Here is a 16,350-nt window from a genome sequence, read left to right as displayed (position 1 = left end):
GTCGAGCCGTGTCGGCCCCCGAGTGAGTGGCCTTGGTGGTCGAGCCGGCGAAGCGTGGTCGGGACCGTCGAGTGAGGTCGGTGGTCGAGCCGTGTCGGCCCCCGAGTGAGTGGCCTTGGTGGTCGAGCCGGCGAGCGCCAGCGAGCCGTGTCGAGACCCCCGGAGCGTCCAGGGTCGGGTGCCCCTGTCGGTCGAACCGTGTCGGGACCCGTCGCAGTCGACGACGGAAAGAGGGGGTGGGCGCCTCCGGCAGGATTCGAACCTGCGACTCCTGGTACCGGAAACCAGTGCTCTATCCCCTGAGCTACGGAGGCATGCGCCGGCGACCGGCGCAGTCGCGAACACTACCGGTCGACATCGGCTGCGGGGAAACCAGCACCGGTCGATAGGCTTGACCGGTGACTCCGCAGCAACTCTCCGCCACCATCGTCGACTGCCTCACCGCGCTCGTCGACCGTGGTGAATTGGCCCTGTCCGACGGCGTTCCGGGCGAGGTCAGGGTGGAGCGACCGCGGCAGCAGGGCCACGGCGACTACGCCACCAACATCGCGATGCAGCTGGCCAAGTCCGCCGGCGCCAACCCCCGTGCCATCGGTGAGCTGCTCGCCGCCGAGCTCCAGCAGGCGGCGGGCATCAGCGACGTCGAGGTGGCTGGACCCGGCTTCGTCAACATCACCGTCGAGGCCGACGCCCAGGGCAAGGTCGCGGCCGACATCGTGGCGGCCGGTGCGGCGTACGGCCGCACCGAGACGCTGGCCGGCCAGCACATCAACGTGGAGTTCATCTCCGCCAACCCCACCGGCCCCCTCCACCTGGGGCACACCCGGTGGGCCGTGCTCGGGGACGCGATCGGCCGGGTGCTCGCCGCCGCCGGCGCCGAGGTGACGCGCGAGTTCTACATCAACGACCGCGGCGTGCAGATGAACCACTTCGCCGACTCCGTGATCGCGGCCGCGACGGGGCAGCCCACCCCGGAGAACGGCTACGCGGGCGGCTACATCGAGGACCTCGCCGCGGCGGTGGCCGAGGCGTCACCGGGCATCTTCGACCTGCCCGAGGACGAGCGCCGGGTCGCGGTGCGCGAGCAGGCCTACGCCCTGCAGCTGCGCGAGCAGCAGGACCAGCTCGCGGGCTTCCACACCCACTTCGACGTGTGGTTCTCCGAACTGTCGCTGCACGAGTCCGGCTCGGTGCCCGACACCCTGGCCCACCTCAAGGAGCTCGGCCACGTCTACGACGAGGACGGCGCGCTGTGGATGCGCACCACCGACTTCGGCGACGACAAGGACCGGGTGCTGATCAAGTCCGACGGCGAACTGACCTACTTCGCCTCCGACACCGCCTACTACCTGGACAAGCGGCGCCGCGGGTTCGACCACTGCATCTACCTGCTCGGCGCCGACCACCACGGCTACGTCGGCAGGCTGCGGGCGATGGCCGCCTGCGTGGGCGACGACCCGGACCAGACGCTCAACGTGATGATCGGCCAGCTGGTCAAGATCCTGCGGGACGGCGCGGAGCTGAAGCTCTCCAAGCGCGCCGGCACGATCGTGACGCTCCACGAGCTCGCCGAGGAGATCGGGGTGGACGCCCTGCGCTACTCCCTGGCGCGCTATCCCGCGGACAGCCCGCTGACCCTCGACGTCGCCGAGATCACCAAGGCCTCCAACGACAACCCGGTCTACTACGTGCAGTACGCCCACGCGCGCACCTGCCGGATGCGGGAGAACGCGAGCGACCTCGGCATGACGCTCCCCGAGGGCGACGCCTTCGACCCCTCCCTGCTCAGTCACGAGCGCGACGGGCAGCTGCTGCGGGCGCTGGCCGAGTTCCCGCGCGTGGTCGCCAGTGCGGCGGAGCTGCGCGAGCCGCACCGCATCGCCCGCTACCTGGAGGACACCGCCTCGGTGTTCAACAAGTGGTACGACACCAAGGAGTGCCGCATGCTGCCCCAGGGCGACGAGCCGGTGACGCCCACCAACGAGGCGCGCCTGCTGCTGGTCGCGGCGATCCAGACGGTGCTCGCCGGCGGCCTGGACCTGCTGGGCGTCACCGCCCCGGAACGGATGTGAGCACATGACCCACGAAGCAGGCTGGGCCCACGCGCCCGGCGCACTGCGCGGCCCGTCGTGGCTGGATCGCCCCACCGACGTCAACGCGCTGGTGCCCCAGCTGTGGTCCCGCACCGCCCGCAAGGTCGACGGCGACCTGGTCATCGGTGGCGTGGCGGTCGCGGACCTGGTCGCCGAGCACAACACCCCGGCGTACGTACTGGACGAGGAGGACTTCCGCCACCGTGCGCGCGCCTTCCGGGACGCGTTCGACGAGGCGGGCTGGGACGTCTACTACGCGGGCAAGGCCTTCCTGTGCACCACGGTCGCCCAGTGGGTGGCCGAGGAGGGCCTCTGCCTCGACGTCTGCTCCGACGGCGAGCTGACCGTCGCCCTGCGTGCCGGGTTCCCGGCCGAGCGCATCGGCTACCACGGCAACAACAAGGCCCACGTCGAGTTGCGGCGGGCAGTGGCCGAGGGCGTGGGCCGGATCGTCGTCGACTCCTTCGACGAGGTCGAGCGGCTGGTCGCGATCACCGAGGAGACCGGGACCACTGCCCGCGTCATGGTGCGGGTCACCGCCGGCGTCGAGGCCCACACCCACGAGTACATCGCCACGGCGCACGAGGACCAGAAGTTCGGCTTCTCCATCACCTCCGGCGATGCGCTCGAGGCCGTACGCCGCCTCGTCGCGGCCCCGCGCGTGGAGTTCCTCGGCCTGCACTCCCACATCGGCAGCCAGATCTTCGACACCTCCGGCTTCGAGGTCGCGGCCCGACGCGTCCTGCGCCTCCACGCCCAGGTGGCCGAGGAGCTCGGGGTCACCGCACCCGAGCTGGACCTCGGTGGCGGCTTCGGCATCGCCTACACCACGCAGGACGACCCGGCCGACCCGGCCGACCTCGCGGCGGGGATGCAGCAGATCGTCACCGGCGAGTGCGCTGCGCTGGGCATCGAACGGCCGCGCCTGTCCATCGAGCCCGGACGGGCCGTGGTGGGCCCGTCGATGTGCACCGTCTACACCGTGGGCACGGTCAAGCCGGTCACGCTCGACGCCGGGGCGGTGCGCACCTACGTCAGCGTCGACGGCGGCATGAGCGACAACGTCCGCACGGCGCTCTACGACGCCGACTACTCCTGCACCCTGGCCGGCCGCACCTCCGAGGCGCCGCCCGTCCTGGGCCGTGTCGTGGGCAAGCACTGCGAGGCCGGCGACATCGTGGTGCGCGACGAGTTCGTGCCCGCCGACGTCGCCCCCGGAGACCTCGTGGCGGTGCCGGGCACCGGCGCCTACTGCCGCTCGATGGCCTCCAACTACAACCACGCCCTCCGCCCACCGGTGATCGCGGTGCGGGACGGCGCAGCGCGCGTCGTCCTCCGGCGGGAGACTGTGGACGACCTGTTGGCGACGGACATGGGAGCGCACGCGTGAGTGACAAGCCGCTGAAGGTGGCCGTGCTGGGCTGTGGCTCGGTCGGCTCCCAGGTGGTGCGCCTGCTCGGGGAGCAGGCCGACGACCTCGCCGCCCGCATCGGCGCCCCTGTCGAGCTGGCCGGGGTCGCCGTACGCCGCCTCGAGGGCGACCGCGAGATCGACGTGCCCGCCGACCTGCTCACCACCGATGCCGAGGGACTGGTGTCCCGCGAGGACGTCGACGTGGTCGTCGAGCTCATCGGCGGGTTCGAACCGGCGCGCACCCTGATCCTGTCGGCCCTGCGCCACGGCGCGAGCGTCGTCAGCGCCAACAAGGCACTGATCGCCGAGCACGGACCCGAGCTGTTCCAGGCCGCCGAGGACGCCGGCCGCGACCTCTACTACGAGGCCGCCGCCGCGGGCGCCATCCCGATCGTGCGGCCGTTGCGGGAGTCGTTGGCCGGCGACCGCGTCACGCGGGTGCTGGGGATCGTCAACGGCACCACCAACTACGTGCTGGACAAGATGGACTCGGTGGGCGCCGGCTACGAGGAGACCCTCACCGAGGCCCAGGAGCTGGGCTACGCCGAGGCGGACCCGACGGCCGACGTCGAGGGATTCGACGCGGCGGCGAAGGCGGCGATCCTGGCCAGCCTCGCCTTCCACACCCGGGTCACGGCGGCGGACGTCTACCGCGAGGGCATCAGTGAGATCACCGCGGCCGACGCCCGCTCCGCGCAGGCGATGGGCTGCGTGGTCAAGCTGCTGGCCATCGCCGAGCTGCACGATGACGCGGTCTCGGTGCGCGTGCACCCCGCGATGATCCCGCGGTCGCACCCGCTGGCGAGCGTCCGCGAGGCCTTCAACGCCGTCTTCGTGGAGTCCGACGCCGCGGGCCAGCTGATGTTCTACGGCCCGGGCGCGGGCGGGTCGCCGACGGCGAGTGCCGTGCTCGGCGACCTGGTCACCGTGGCGCGCAACCGCCAGCTCGACACCAAGGGCATGGGGGAGTCGACCTACGCCGCCCGCCGCGTGCTCCCGATCGGGGAGGCCCGCACCCGCTACCACGTCAACATCGGCGTCGACGACCGTGCGGGCGTGCTGGCCGCGGTGGCCAACGCCTTCGCCACCCACGACGTCTCCATCCAGACCGTCCGGCAGCAGGGCCGCGGTGAGGAGGCCGAGCTGGTGGTCGTCTCCCACGAGGCCACCGATGCCCAGCTCTCCGCCACGGTGCGGGAGCTCAAGGGCATGGACATCGTGCGCGACGTCACCTCGGTGATGCGGGTGGAAGGGGAGATGGAATGAGCCCGACGACCCACCAGTGGCGCGGCGTCATCGAGGAGTACCGCGACCTGCTCGAGATCCCCGCGGACACGCCCGCCGTCACGCTGCGCGAGGGTGGCACGCCGTTGGTCCACTCCGAGTGGCTCTCCGACGAGACCGGTGCGGAGGTCTGGCTCAAGGTCGAGGGGGACAACCCGACCGGCTCCTTCAAGGACCGCGGCATGACGTGCGCGATCTCGGTGGCCCGGCACCAGGGCGCGGAGGCGGTCGTGTGTGCCTCCACCGGCAACACCTCGGCGTCGATGTCGGCGTACGCCGCCAAGGCCGGGCTGAAGCCCATCGTGCTGGTGCCCGAGGGCAAGATCGCCGCCGGCAAGATGGCGCAGGCGATCATGCACGGCGGCCGCGTGATCATGGTGCGCGGCAACTTCGACGACTGCCTGGGCCTCGCACGCGGCCTGGCCGACCAGCACCCGGTGGCCCTGGTGAACTCGGTGAACCCGGTCCGGCTCCAGGGCCAGAAGACGGCCGCGTTCGAGGTCGTGGACTTCCTCGGCGACGCACCCGACCTCCACTTCCTGCCGGTCGGCAACGCCGGCAACATCTCGGCGTACTGGATGGGCTACACCGAGTACGCCGCGCTGGGACGCGCGAGCAGGAGCCCGGCGATGCGGGGCTTCCAGGCCGAGGGCGCCAGCCCGCTGGTCACCGGTGAGCCCTTCCCGGAGCCGGAGACCGTGGCGACGGCGATCCGGGTCGGCAACCCCGCCTCGTGGAAGCTGGCCGAGGCGGCGGCGGCCGAGTCCGGCGGTGGCTTCGCCGCGCTGAGCGACCACGCGATCCTCAGCGCCCAGCGCGAGCTGGCCCGCACCGGCGTCTTCGTGGAGCCGGCCAGCGCGGCGGGCGTGGCCGGCCTGCTGGCCGCCGTGCAACGTGGCGAGTCCTTCGCGGGCCGCACCGTCGTCGTCACCGTCACCGGCCACGGGCTCAAGGACACCGACACCGCGCTGTCCTTCCACGACGAGGTGGGCGACACCGTGGTGGACGAGGTCATCGACGCCGAGGTCGCCGCGGCGGCGGCTGCGGCGGGCCTGACGTGACGTCGTTCGTCCAGGGGCCGGTCCGCACGAGCGTGGCCGCGACGTCGGCCAACCTCGGTCCCGGGTTCGACTCCCTCGGCCTCGCCCTGGGCCTGCGGGACCGGTTGGAGGCCGAGGTCGTCCCCGACGGCCTCGCCGTGACGGTCGAGGGTGTCGGCCAGGGCGAGGTGCCGCTGGGGGAGGAGCACCTGGTCGTGCGCGCGATGCGGGCCGCCTTCGCCCGGCTCGCCGTGGAGCCACCGGGGCTGCGCCTGCACTGTCGCAACGTGATCCCGCACGCCCGCGGCCTCGGGTCGTCCTCGGCAGCGATCGTGGGCGGGCTGTGGCTGGCGCGTGACCTGGTGGCCGGTGGGCGCCTGCTGCTCGACGACGACGCGCTGCTGGACCTGGCCACCGGCCTCGAGGGACACCCCGACAACGTCGCGCCGGCCCTCTTCGGCGGCTTCGTCATCTCCGGCCAGGACGAGGACGGCGCCAGCTATGCCGTCGCCTCCGACGTCGATCCACGCATCGGCGCCGCCGTGTTCGTCCCGCCCGAGCCGGTCTCCACCGAGGCCGCCCGGGGCCTGCTCCCCGACGCGGTCCCGCACGCCGACGCCGCCGCCAACGCCGGCCGTACGGCGCTGCTCGTGGCCGCGCTCGCGGGCCGGCCCGACCAGCTGCTGCGCGCGACGCGCGACCTGTTGCACCAGCCGTACCGGCGACCGGCGATGCCGGCGAGCCTGGACCTGGTCGAGCAACTGCGCGGCGACGGTCATCCGGCCATCGTCTCGGGTGCGGGGCCGACGGTCCTGGTCTTCACCGACACCACCGACGGGGTGCTCGACCGGTGCCCCGTGGGGTGGACGGCCCACCGGCTCGGTGTCGACACGCACGGCCCGCTGCCGTGGTGATGGCGGACGTGGAGACCGCGGGTGTTACATTGGCGACACGCCGCCATTTCGGCGCATGCTCACGGGGCCGCGCTCCGGAGCACATCCTCCTTCCTCGCCCGTTGCGGGCCTCGCGTCCGTGTGCTCTGACGGGGAAGATCTGACCAGCTCGCCGTGCTACTCCGCCCCGGGGTTGAGCAGGACGGCCGCACAACGTGGGAAGGACCTCACGTGACCGAAGCATCCGACGCCACCACGCCGGCGCCCGAGAAGGCGCCGAAGAAGCGCGGTGGGCTCAACTCCATGCTCATCGCCGACCTGAAGGCGATGGCGAACGGCATGGGTGTCGCCGGCGCCAACAACATGAAGAAGGCGCAGCTCGTCGAGGCGATCAAGGCCCAGCAGTCGCAGGCCACGTCCGACGCGCAGCAGGCGGCCGACGCCAAGCAGTCAGGCCAGTCGGGCCAGTCCGCCCAGTCGGGCGGGTCGAACCGGCCCGACCGTGCCGACGCGCCGAACGGCGAGGACCAGCGTGCGAAGCCGGCCCGCGAGGACCGCGGCCAGGGCAAGTCCGACCAGGGCAAGTCCGACCAGGGCAAGTCCGACCAGGGCAAGCCGACCAAGCAGGACCAGCCCGACCAGCGCAAGCAGGGCAGGCCCGACCAGGCCAAGGGCCGCGGCAAGGACCAGGACCGGGGCAAGGACGACTCCGAGGAGAAGTCCGGCCAGGGCAACCGCCCGGGGCAGCAGAACCCGCAGGGGGGCGGCAACCAGGGCGGCGGCCAGGGTGACGACGGCCGCAACCGCAACCGCAACCGCCGCCGCGGCCGTGGTCGGGGCGGCAACCGCGAGCCCGACACCGAGATCCGTGAGGACGACGTCCTCGTGCCGGCGGCCGGCATCCTCGACGTGCTCGACAACTACGCCTTCGTGCGGACCAGCGGCTACCTGCCCGGTCCCGACGACGTCTACCTGTCGCTGTCGCTGGTGCGGAAGTACGGCCTGCGGCGCGGTGACGCCATCGTCGGCCAGGTGCGCCAGCCCCGCGAGGGGGAGCGCCGGGAGAAGTTCAACCCGATGGTGCGCATCGACAGCGTCAACGGGATCGACCCCGAGCAGGCCAAGGAGCGGCCGGAGTTCTCCAAGCTGACCCCGCTCTACCCGAGCGAGCGGCTGCGCCTCGAGACCGGTCCGGACAACCTCATCGGACGCGTCATCGACATCGCGGCGCCCATCGGCAAGGGCCAGCGTGGCCTCATCGTCTCGCCCGCCAAGGCCGGCAAGACCATGATCCTGCAGTCGGTCGCGAACTCCATCACCGCCAACAACCCCGAGTGCCACCTGATGGTGGTCCTCGTGGACGAGCGGCCCGAGGAGGTCACCGACTTCCAGCGTTCGGTCAAGGGCGAGGTCATCTCCTCCACCTTCGACCGGCCCGCCACCGACCACACCACGGTCGCCGAGCTGAGCATCGAGCGTGCCAAGCGGCTGGTGGAGGCCGGCCACGACGTCGTCGTGCTGCTGGACGGCATCACCCGCCTCGGCCGGGCCTACAACCTCGCCGCCCCCGCCAGCGGCCGGATCCTCTCCGGCGGCGTGGACTCCGCGGCGCTCTACCCGCCCAAGAAGTTCTTCGGCGCCGCCCGCAACATCGAGGGCGGCGGCTCGCTGACGATCCTGGCGACCGCCCTGATCGAGAGCGGCTCGAAGATGGATGAAGTGATCTTCGAGGAGTTCAAGGGCACCGGCAACATGGAGCTGCGGCTGCGGCGCGACTTCGCCGAGAAGCGGCTCTTCCCCGCCATCGACGCCGTCGCCTCGGGCACCCGCCGCGAGGAGCTGCTGATGAGCAGCGACGAGCTCCAGATCGTGTGGAAGCTGCGCCGGGTGCTGTCAGCACTCGACGGTCAGCAGGCCCTCGAGCTGCTGATGGGCAAGCTGAAGAAGTCCCGGACCAACGTGGAGTTCCTCATGGAGGTCCAGAAGACCACCCCCAAGCCCGAGGACTCCTGAGGACCAGGCCCCCTGCCCGGTGCGGGAATCACCGATTCGCCCGCAGCGTTGGGGCTCCGTAGGATGGCACGTCGATTCCGGTTCACGCCCACACCCCGTGCGGCGACCCGGCGTCATGAGAGGACACCATGAAGAAGGACATCCACCCCGACTACGTCGTGACCGAGGTGACCTGCACCTGCGGCAACACCTTCACGACCCGTAGCACCTCCGAGAGCGGCAGCCTGCACGCGGACGTGTGTGCCAAGTGCCACCCGTTCTACACCGGCAAGCAGAAGATCCTCGACACCGGTGGTCGCGTCGCCAAGTTCGAGAAGAAGTACGGCAAGCGCTAGCCCCAGCGCCGCTCGGCACGCGCACTCGCTGCGTTGTCGTCGGTCGCCGGCCCGCTTCGCTAGGAGGCCGACTCCCTCCTCCGCCTTGCGATCGCACGCACCGAACGACGCTGCGATCCATCCTGCGGAGGAGGGACTTCTCTCATGTTCGAGGCCGTTGAAGGTCTCCTGGTCGAGCACGGCGAGATCGAGCAGCGTCTCGCCGAGCCCGAGACGCATGCCGACGCCCGCCTCGCGCGGCGGCTGAACCGGCGCTACGCCGAGCTCGGCCGCATCATCGCCGGGTGGCGGGAGTGGCAGCAGCTCGGCGAGGACGAGTCCGCTGCGCGTGAGCTCGCCGTCGACGACGGCGCCTTCGCCGAGGAGGCCGACGACCTCGCCACGTCGCGGGAGGAGTCGGCCGAGCGGTTGCGCCGGCTCCTCGTCCCGCGGGACCCGGCGGACGACAAGGACGCGTTGCTGGAGGTCAAGTCCGGCGAGGGCGGCGAGGAGAGCGCGCTGTTCGCCGCCGACCTGCTGCGGATGTACTCCCGGTTCGCCGAGCGCACCGGCTGGCAGACCGAGCTGATCGACGCCACCGAGTCCGACCTCGGGGGCTACAAGTCCGTGACGGTCGCGGTGAAGGGCGCCAGCGCCGAGGAGACGCCGTACGCCCTGTTGAAGTTCGAGGGTGGCGTCCACCGCGTGCAGCGCGTCCCCGTGACCGAGTCCCAGGGCCGCATCCACACCAGCGCAGCCGGCGTCCTGGTGCTGCCCGAGGCCGAGGCCATCGACGTGGAGATCCACGACAACGACCTGCGCATCGACGTCTTCCGCAGCTCGGGGCCCGGCGGCCAGAGCGTCAACACGACCGACTCGGCCGTCCGGATCACCCACGAGCCGACCGGCATCGTGGTGAGCTGCCAGAACGAGAAGAGCCAGCTGCAGAACAAGGAGCAGGCGCTGCGGATCCTCCGTGCCCGACTCCTGGCCGCCGCGCAGGAGGAGGCCGACGCCGCCGCCGGCGAGGCCCGCCGCAGCCAGGTCCGCACCGTGGACCGTTCCGAGCGGATCCGCACCTACAACTTCCCCGAGAACCGGATCTCCGACCACCGCACTGGCTACAAGGCCTACAACCTCGACCAAGTGCTCGACGGCGACCTCGGTCCGGTCCTCGCCTCCTGTGTCGACGCCGACATGGCCGAGCGCCTCGCCGCACTCGAGGAGGGCTCCGGTGGGTGAGCCGCCACCGCTGGTGAGCCCGTCGACGCCCCGCGACCTCGTCCGCGAGGCCACCACGCGGCTGGCCGCGGCCGGCGTACCCAGCCCGGAGCACGACGCCGGGGCCTTGTTGGCACACGTACTCGGCCGCTCCCGCGGCGAGCTCGTCCTGGTCGACGACGTGGCCGGCGCTGACGCCGCGACGTACGACGCGCTGGTCGCGCGACGCGCCGAGCGGGAGCCGCTGCAGCACCTGACCGGCGTCGCGGCGTTCCGCCACGTCGAGCTGGCGGTCGGACCGGGCGTGTTCGTCCCCCGCCCCGAGACCGAGCTGCTGGCCGGCTGGGCGATCGAGGCGGCGACGGCGCCCGGCCTCACCGGCCCCCCGGTCGTCGTCGACCTGTGCACCGGGTCGGGCGCGATCGCGCGCGCGATCGCCGACGAGGTTCCCGAGGCCCGGGTGCACGCGGTCGAGCTCGACGAGGCGGCGCACGGGTGGGCCTCCCGCAACCTCGCCGGCACCGGGGTCGACCTGCGGCGTGGCGACTTCGCTGCCGCCTTCGACGACCTCGTCGGCAGCGTCGACGTCGTGGTGTGCAACCCGCCCTACGTCCCCCTCGACGCCTGGGAGTCGGTGGCCCCCGAGGCCCGCGACCACGACCCGCACCTCGCACTCTTCTCCGGACGCGACGGGCTCGACGCGATCCGGGTGCTGGAGCACCGCGCGGCGCTCCTGCTGCGGCGCGGGGGAGTGCTCGGGGTCGAGCACGCCGACGCCCAGGGCGACGCGGTGCCCGCCGTCTTCGTCCGGTCGGGACGGTGGAGCACGGTTCGTGACCACCACGACCTGGCGGGCCGTCCCCGCTTCACCACGGCACGACTGGCAACATGACCTCCGTGACGCAGCGGTTGCCCACCACGAGTGCGGAGGAGTACGACGACGCCCTGGAGGCGGCGAGCCGAGCCATCCAGCGCGGCGAGCTGGTCGTCTTCCCGACCGACACCGTCTACGGCCTGGCCGCCGACGCCTTCGACCCGGCGGCGGTCAAGCGCCTGCTCGAGGCGAAGGGGCGCGGCCGGGACATGCCGCCGCCGGTGCTGGTCTCCTCACCGGGCACGGTCGACGCGCTCGCCACGCGCGTCCCCGACTACGCCCGCAGCCTGATCACCGCCCACTGGCCCGGTGCGCTGACCCTGGTCTGCCACCAGCAGCAGTCGCTGCGATGGGACCTGGGCGACACCCGCGGCACCGTCGCCGTGCGGATGCCCGACCACGACCTCGCCCGCGACCTGCTGGAGCGGACCGGCCCGCTCGCGGTGAGCTCGGCCAACCTCACCGGCGAGCCGGCGGCGGTCGACGCCGACGCCGCCGAGCAGATGCTGGACGGCCGGGTGGCCCTCGTCGTCGACGGCGGTGCCTCGGGCGGAGCGACGCCGTCGACGATCATCGACGCCACGGCCGAGCGGCCGCGGCTGCTGCGCCGGGGCGCGATCGACGTCGCCGACCTGGACGCCACGTTGGCCGACCTCGACGTGACCGTCGAGACCGAGTCGGGGGACTAGCCCCCGGATGCGCGAGTACGTCGTCGTCTTCCTGGTCGCCGGGGCGGTGACCTTCCTGCTGACCGTGATCGCCCGCGAGATCGCCGTGCGGACCGGTGCGGTGGCCAAGGTCCGCGACCGCGACGTGCACGCCGAGCCGATCCCGTACCTGGGCGGGCTGGCGATGCTCGGCGGCCTCGCGTCGGCGTACGTCGTGGCGCGGGAGCTGCCGTTCCTGGGGTCCAACCTCGGCCCCTTCGCCCGGGAGGACGCGGCCGGGGTGCTCGTCGCCGGCGCGCTGATCTGCGCGGTGGGCGTCCTGGACGACATCTTCGACCTCGACGCGCTGACCAAGTTCGGCGGCCAGGTGCTCGCGGTCGGGATCCTGGTCTACTCCGGAGTCCGGTACCGCTTCTTCATCCAGCCCAACGGCGAGCAGTTCTCGCTCGACGAGGCCCAGGCGGTCCTGCTCACCGCGCTGGTCGTGCTGGCCACCGTCAACGCGGTCAACTTCATCGACGGGCTCGACGGGCTGGCCGCGGGCGTGATCGGCATCGGGGCCACGGCGTTCTTCCTGTTCTGCTACCTCCTCACCGTGGTCAACGACGTCGGTCGGGCCAGCACGGGGGCCCTGCTGTCGGCCGCGCTGGCCGGTGCCTGCGCCGGCTTCCTGGTGCACAACTTCCATCCGGCGCGGCTGTTCATGGGCGACAGCGGCTCCATGCTGATCGGGCTGGTGCTCTCGGGGGCGGCGATCTCGGTGACCACGGGGTTCTCCTCGGTCGACATCGCCAGTGGTGCCGACGGGGCGCGGGCGAGCCTGCTGCCGCTGCTGCTGCCCATCGCGATACCGATCCTGATCCTGATCGTGCCGTTGGCCGACCTCGTGCTCGCGGTGGTGCGGCGTACGGCGGCCGGACGCTCGCCGTTCGCCCCGGACAAGCAGCACCTGCACCACCGGCTGCTCGAGATCGGGCACTCCCACCGCCGCGCGGTGCTGATCATGTGGCTCTGGGCCGCGCTCATCGGTTTCGGCACCGTGCTGGCCAGCCTGCTGACCGGGTGGCTGGTCTGGGTGGGGGTCGGCGTGGGCTTTGCGGTGACCCTGGCGCTCACGCTGGTCGTGCCCACGCTGCCGGACGTGCACCACCTGGGGGAGTCGACCGGTTCGGAGTCCGAGCACCCCTTGTGATAGTTTTCACGAGCGTCGCCACGACGCCTCGTGACCCCGAGCAGAACGGCCGCCATCATGACGACCGACAGCCCGCTGACCAGGCCCCTGCCTGGCTCGCTGGGCGCGGATCCGCAGGTCCGGGCGGTCCTCTGGGTCGGGCTGGGATGCGCCGCCGTCGGAGCCGGTGCCGCTGTGCTGGGCGGGCTCCTCGTCGGACCGTCCGCTGCCCGTGGCGCGGGTGTCGGGACCGCGATGGCGCTGGGCATCTTCCTCACCGGGGCACTGGTCGTCGCCGTCGTCTCCCGGCTCCTTCCGGCGGCCGCGCTGCTGGTCGCCCTGGTGACCTACGCCGGCCAGGTGGTGCTCGCCGTGGCCGTCTTCGCGCGACTCCAGGGCAGTGAGGTGCTCGTCGACGGCACCCTCGACGCGGGCTGGCTGGCCGGCGTCATGGTGGCCTGCACGCTGCTGTGGATGGGGGTCCAGGTGCGCACCGTCGCGACCCGTCGCGAGCTGCTCTTCGATCTGACCGAGGGCGGTGTCCGATGATCACGACCGCCTGCTATCGTCCGTCGCGCGATGGCTCAGCAGGACGATCAAGCTGCAGGTCCGCACGACGACTCCCCGCCGGGCGATCCCTGGCACGCATTCGGTTACCTCGTGGCGGGCGTGCTGTTCTATGGTCTGATCGGCTGGGCACTCGACCGGTGGCTGGGGACGTCGTTCCTGGTCGTCATCGGGATCCTCTTCGGAGCGGGTCTCGGCACGTACATGACCTTCGCCCGCTTCGGCGGCCTTCCGAACAAGCACGAGACCACCAAGCACGACAAGTAGGGCAGGAGACCAAGTGAGCGTGACCGCCGCCGAGGAGTTCATCGCGCCGGGCCCCGGGCTCTTCGAGCTCCCTCCCATCGTCTGGGAGATCACCAAGCCGATGGTCCTGCTGACGCTGTCGGCCGTCATCGTCATCGGCGTCATGCACCTCGCCTCCCGCCAGGCCGCGGTGGTGCCGGGCCGCCTGCAGTTCGCCGGCGAGCAGGCCTATGACTTCGTGCGCAACTCGATCGCGCGCGACAACATCGGTGCCGACCACTACATGAAGTTCGTGCCGTACCTCTTCGGCCTCTTCATGTTCATCATCATCAACAACTACTACGGCATCGTCCCGCTGTTGCAGTTCCCCACGTTCTCGCGGATCGGCTACATCATCCCGATGGCGCTGGTCTCGTGGCTGGTGTTCATCGGTGCCGGCATGTGGCGCCACGGAGCGCTGGGCTACTTCAAGCACGCGACCGTCCCCAGCGGCGTCCCGCCCTGGATCCTGGTCCTGCTGGTGCCGCTGGAGTTCCTCTCCAACATCGTCGTCCGGCCGTTCACGCTCACGCTGCGTCTGTTCGGCAACATGTTCGCCGGGCACCTGCTGCTGGCGCTGTTCGCGACCGGCGGTGCCTACCTGCTGACCAGTGGCAACGTGCTGTACGCCGCGACCGGCGTGCTCGCGTTCGTCATGGGCGTGCTCGTGGGCTTCCTGGAGATCATCGTGATGTTCCTCCAGGCCTACGTCTTCACCCTGTTGTCGGCCATGTACATCGGCGAGGCCATCGCCGAGGACCACTGAGCCGCACCGCGTCGTGCTGGCCACCCGGCCACACCGACCACCTCCACAACTGAAACCCACGATTTTCGCCAACAGCGGCGCGACCGACGCGTCGCCGACGAAAGGAAAAGCCCATGGACGGCAACCTCAACCTGATCGGTCTCGGCCTCTCGGCGATCGGCCCCGGTGTCGCGATCGGCCTGATCTTCGCTGCCCTGATCAGCGGGATCGCCCGTCAGCCCGAGGCTGCGAACGTGCTGTTCGGCCGCGCGATCCTCGGCTTCGTGCTGGCTGAGGCCCTGTTCATCATCACGCTCGCCATCGCGTTCGTCCTCTAGGACTGACCCGCTCGCAACATCGGAGAGTCCGGGACAGGGAGATCCACGATGACCACTGAAGTTCTGCTCGCAGCAGCCGAGGGAGAGCACAACCCGCTCGTGCCCGTCGTGTCCGAGATCATCCTCGGCGCGATCATCTTCGCGATCGTCATCTACGGCATCTGGAAGTTCGTCGTACCCAACTTCGAGAAGGCCTACGCCGAGCGCACGGCCGCCATCGAGGGAGGGCTCAACGCGGCGGAGACCAAGCAGGCCGAGGCCGACGCCAAGCTGGCCGAGCTCGAGCAGCAGCTCGCCGATGCCCGTCACGAGGCGGCTCGCATCCGCGAGGAGGCCCGTGAGCAGGGTGCCGCGATCGTCGCGGAGATGCGCGAGCAGGCCAACAGCGAGTCCGAGCGCATCCTCGAGCACGGTCGCACCCAGATCGAGGCCGAGCGGCAGCAGGCGGTGGCCTCGCTGCGCAGCGAGGTCGGCAGCCTGGCCACCGGCCTGGCTGGTCGCATCGTCGGGGAGTCGCTCGAGGACGACGCACGCCAGTCGCGCGTCGTGGAGCGCTTCCTCGCCGACCTCGAGACCGACGGCGCAGGCGGGACGGCGAACTGATGACGGTTCGATACGGCTTCCGTGGCGGCTCGTCCGACGCCGTGGCCGAGCTCACCGACCAGCTCGCCTCCCTCGCCGACACGGCGAGCGGTGAGCTGGGTGCGGTGGCCGAGGAGCTGTTCTCGGTCGCCGGCACCCTGCGGGGTGAGGGTGCGCTGCGGCGCTTCGCGACCGACAGCTCGGTCCCGGCCGAGGCCCGCACGGGCCTGGTCGAGGAGCTGTTCTCCGCGAAGGTCACCGGCGGCACGCTGGACCTGGTCCGCTCGGCGGTGCAGCACCGGTGGAGTCGCGCGCGCGACCTCGCCGACGCCCTGGAGCACCTCGGCGTCATCGCCGCGGTCCGCTCGACCGGCAGCGACACCGAGAAGCTCGTGGGGGAGCTGTTCTCCCTGCGCTCGCTCGTGGACGACCACGCCGAGCTGCGCACCGCGCTCTCGGACCCGGCACGTCCCGTGGTGGCCAAGCAGGAGCTGCTGTCCTCGCTGCTGGACGGCAAGGCGCTGGCAGCCACGGTGCTGCTGGCCCGGCAGTCACTGACCGGGGGCCACCGCTCGGTGTCGGTCGCCCTCGAGGAGTACCAGGAGGTGGCCGCGGACGTGCACGGTGAGAACGTCGCCACGGTCCGCGTTGCCCGGGAGCTCTCCGAGGCCGACACGCAGCGCCTCGCCGAGTCGCTCAGCCGGCAGTACGGCCGCCCCGTGCACCTCAATGTCGTCGTCGACCCCGAGGTCGTCGGCGGTATCCGGGTCGAGATCGGGGACGATGTCATCGACGGCACCGTCTCCAGCCGCTTGGCCGACGCCCGACGACTCCTCGCTGGTTGATCCA

Annotated in this window: 17 protein-coding genes and 1 tRNA gene; 17 read left to right on the top strand and 1 reads right to left on the bottom strand. The window is 71.5% G+C overall.

The genetic code is table 11. From position 1 onward, the window contains the following. Nucleotides 1–241: 241 nt before the first annotated feature. A tRNA-Arg gene (locus KUV85_RS08125) sits at nt 242–314 on the bottom strand. An 84-nt stretch (nt 315–398) separates the two neighbouring features. Here KUV85_RS08125 and argS point away from each other — a divergent pair. The 17 genes from argS to KUV85_RS08040 all read left to right on the top strand — a co-directional run bounded on the left by argS (nt 399) and on the right by KUV85_RS08040 (nt 16,346). Further along, nucleotides 399–2,072 carry an arginine--tRNA ligase gene (gene argS / locus KUV85_RS08120; protein WP_219962705.1) on the top strand — a complete coding sequence of 558 codons (1,674 nt, stop codon included), beginning with the start codon at nt 399–401 and terminating at the stop codon, nt 2,070–2,072. A 4-nt stretch (nt 2,073–2,076) separates the two neighbouring features. After that, complete coding sequence (lysA, locus tag KUV85_RS08115; RefSeq protein WP_219962704.1) at nt 2,077–3,483, top strand: diaminopimelate decarboxylase; 1,407 nt, start codon at nt 2,077–2,079, stop codon at nt 3,481–3,483. Continuing rightward, complete coding sequence (locus KUV85_RS08110) at nt 3,480–4,772, top strand: homoserine dehydrogenase (RefSeq protein WP_219962703.1); 1,293 nt, start codon at nt 3,480–3,482, stop codon at nt 4,770–4,772. Before lysA ends, KUV85_RS08110 begins: the two co-directional genes overlap by 4 nt. Next, nucleotides 4,769–5,851 carry a threonine synthase gene (gene thrC, locus KUV85_RS08105; RefSeq protein ID WP_219962702.1) on the top strand — a complete coding sequence of 361 codons (1,083 nt, stop codon included), beginning with the start codon at nt 4,769–4,771 and terminating at the stop codon, nt 5,849–5,851. The genes KUV85_RS08110 and thrC overlap by 4 nt, the downstream gene beginning before the upstream one ends. Further along, nucleotides 5,848–6,744, top strand: a complete 897-nt coding sequence (thrB, locus tag KUV85_RS08100) for a homoserine kinase (RefSeq protein WP_219962701.1) — start codon at nt 5,848–5,850, stop codon at nt 6,742–6,744. The genes thrC and thrB overlap by 4 nt, the downstream gene beginning before the upstream one ends. Before the next feature lie 210 nt (nt 6,745–6,954). Further along, on the top strand, nt 6,955–8,736 hold the full coding sequence (gene rho, locus KUV85_RS08095) for a transcription termination factor Rho (RefSeq protein ID WP_219962700.1): 1,782 nt from the start codon (nt 6,955–6,957) through the stop codon (nt 8,734–8,736). 128 nt (nt 8,737–8,864) lie between these two features. After that, the gene (gene rpmE, locus KUV85_RS08090) at nt 8,865–9,071 is read left to right on the top strand and encodes a 50S ribosomal protein L31 (protein WP_219962699.1); all 207 of its coding nucleotides are present in this window, start codon (nt 8,865–8,867) and stop codon (nt 9,069–9,071) included. Between the two features lie 144 nt (nt 9,072–9,215). Continuing rightward, nucleotides 9,216–10,292 (top strand): peptide chain release factor 1, encoded by a 1,077-nt coding sequence (gene prfA, locus KUV85_RS08085; RefSeq protein ID WP_219962698.1) that lies wholly within the window; start codon nt 9,216–9,218, stop codon nt 10,290–10,292. Beyond that, complete coding sequence (gene prmC / locus KUV85_RS08080; RefSeq protein ID WP_219962697.1) at nt 10,285–11,163, top strand: peptide chain release factor N(5)-glutamine methyltransferase; 879 nt, start codon at nt 10,285–10,287, stop codon at nt 11,161–11,163. Before prfA ends, prmC begins: the two co-directional genes overlap by 8 nt. After that, complete coding sequence (locus KUV85_RS08075) at nt 11,160–11,834, top strand: L-threonylcarbamoyladenylate synthase (protein ID WP_219962696.1); 675 nt, start codon at nt 11,160–11,162, stop codon at nt 11,832–11,834. Before prmC ends, KUV85_RS08075 begins: the two co-directional genes overlap by 4 nt. Nucleotides 11,835–11,841: 7 nt before the next feature. Next, the gene (locus KUV85_RS08070) at nt 11,842–13,005 is read left to right on the top strand and encodes a glycosyltransferase family 4 protein (protein ID WP_219962695.1); all 1,164 of its coding nucleotides are present in this window, start codon (nt 11,842–11,844) and stop codon (nt 13,003–13,005) included. 57 nt (nt 13,006–13,062) lie between these two features. Continuing rightward, nucleotides 13,063–13,533, top strand: a complete 471-nt coding sequence (locus KUV85_RS08065) for a hypothetical protein (protein ID WP_219962694.1) — start codon at nt 13,063–13,065, stop codon at nt 13,531–13,533. A gap of 30 nt (nt 13,534–13,563) precedes the next feature. Continuing rightward, nucleotides 13,564–13,818: an AtpZ/AtpI family protein gene (locus KUV85_RS08060; protein WP_219962693.1), complete on the top strand. Its 255-nt coding sequence runs from the start codon at nt 13,564–13,566 to the stop codon at nt 13,816–13,818. A 13-nt stretch (nt 13,819–13,831) separates the two neighbouring features. Beyond that, a complete protein-coding gene (gene atpB, locus KUV85_RS08055) occupies nt 13,832–14,602 on the top strand; it encodes a F0F1 ATP synthase subunit A (RefSeq protein ID WP_219962692.1) in 771 nt (256 codons plus the stop codon). Nucleotides 14,603–14,715: 113 nt separating this feature from the next. Further along, nucleotides 14,716–14,919, top strand: a complete 204-nt coding sequence (locus tag KUV85_RS08050) for an ATP synthase F0 subunit C (RefSeq protein ID WP_219962691.1) — start codon at nt 14,716–14,718, stop codon at nt 14,917–14,919. Nucleotides 14,920–14,967: 48 nt separating this feature from the next. Continuing rightward, nucleotides 14,968–15,522, top strand: a complete 555-nt coding sequence (locus tag KUV85_RS08045) for a F0F1 ATP synthase subunit B (RefSeq protein WP_219962690.1) — start codon at nt 14,968–14,970, stop codon at nt 15,520–15,522. After that, nucleotides 15,522–16,346 carry a F0F1 ATP synthase subunit delta gene (locus KUV85_RS08040; protein WP_219962689.1) on the top strand — a complete coding sequence of 275 codons (825 nt, stop codon included), beginning with the start codon at nt 15,522–15,524 and terminating at the stop codon, nt 16,344–16,346. The genes KUV85_RS08045 and KUV85_RS08040 overlap by 1 nt, the downstream gene beginning before the upstream one ends. Nucleotides 16,347–16,350 lie beyond the last annotated feature (4 nt).

Origin of the sequence: Nocardioides panacisoli, assembly GCF_019448235.1 — a bacterium.
GTDB classification, from domain to species: domain Bacteria; phylum Actinomycetota; class Actinomycetes; order Propionibacteriales; family Nocardioidaceae; genus Nocardioides; species Nocardioides panacisoli_A.
This window is presented reverse-complemented; position numbering and strand designations above follow the sequence as displayed.

Bases quoted from the DNA above. Each gene is read 5' to 3' on its own strand.
- lysA (WP_219962704.1), top strand. From the start codon at position 2,077: ATGACCCACGAAGCAGGCTGGGCCCACGCGCCCGGCGCACTGCGCGGC.
- rpmE (WP_219962699.1), top strand. From the start codon at position 8,865: ATGAAGAAGGACATCCACCCCGACTACGTCGTGACCGAGGTGACCTGC.
- KUV85_RS08060 (WP_219962693.1), top strand. From the start codon at position 13,564: ATGGCTCAGCAGGACGATCAAGCTGCAGGTCCGCACGACGACTCCCCG.
- KUV85_RS08050 (WP_219962691.1), top strand. From the start codon at position 14,716: ATGGACGGCAACCTCAACCTGATCGGTCTCGGCCTCTCGGCGATCGGC.
- KUV85_RS08070 (WP_219962695.1), top strand. From the start codon at position 11,842: ATGCGCGAGTACGTCGTCGTCTTCCTGGTCGCCGGGGCGGTGACCTTC.
- KUV85_RS08075 (WP_219962696.1), top strand. From the start codon at position 11,160: ATGACCTCCGTGACGCAGCGGTTGCCCACCACGAGTGCGGAGGAGTAC.
- KUV85_RS08065 (WP_219962694.1), top strand. From the start codon at position 13,063: ATGACGACCGACAGCCCGCTGACCAGGCCCCTGCCTGGCTCGCTGGGC.
- thrC (WP_219962702.1), top strand. From the start codon at position 4,769: ATGAGCCCGACGACCCACCAGTGGCGCGGCGTCATCGAGGAGTACCGC.
- prfA (WP_219962698.1), top strand. From the start codon at position 9,216: ATGTTCGAGGCCGTTGAAGGTCTCCTGGTCGAGCACGGCGAGATCGAG.
- KUV85_RS08040 (WP_219962689.1), top strand. From the start codon at position 15,522: ATGACGGTTCGATACGGCTTCCGTGGCGGCTCGTCCGACGCCGTGGCC.
- KUV85_RS08045 (WP_219962690.1), top strand. From the start codon at position 14,968: ATGACCACTGAAGTTCTGCTCGCAGCAGCCGAGGGAGAGCACAACCCG.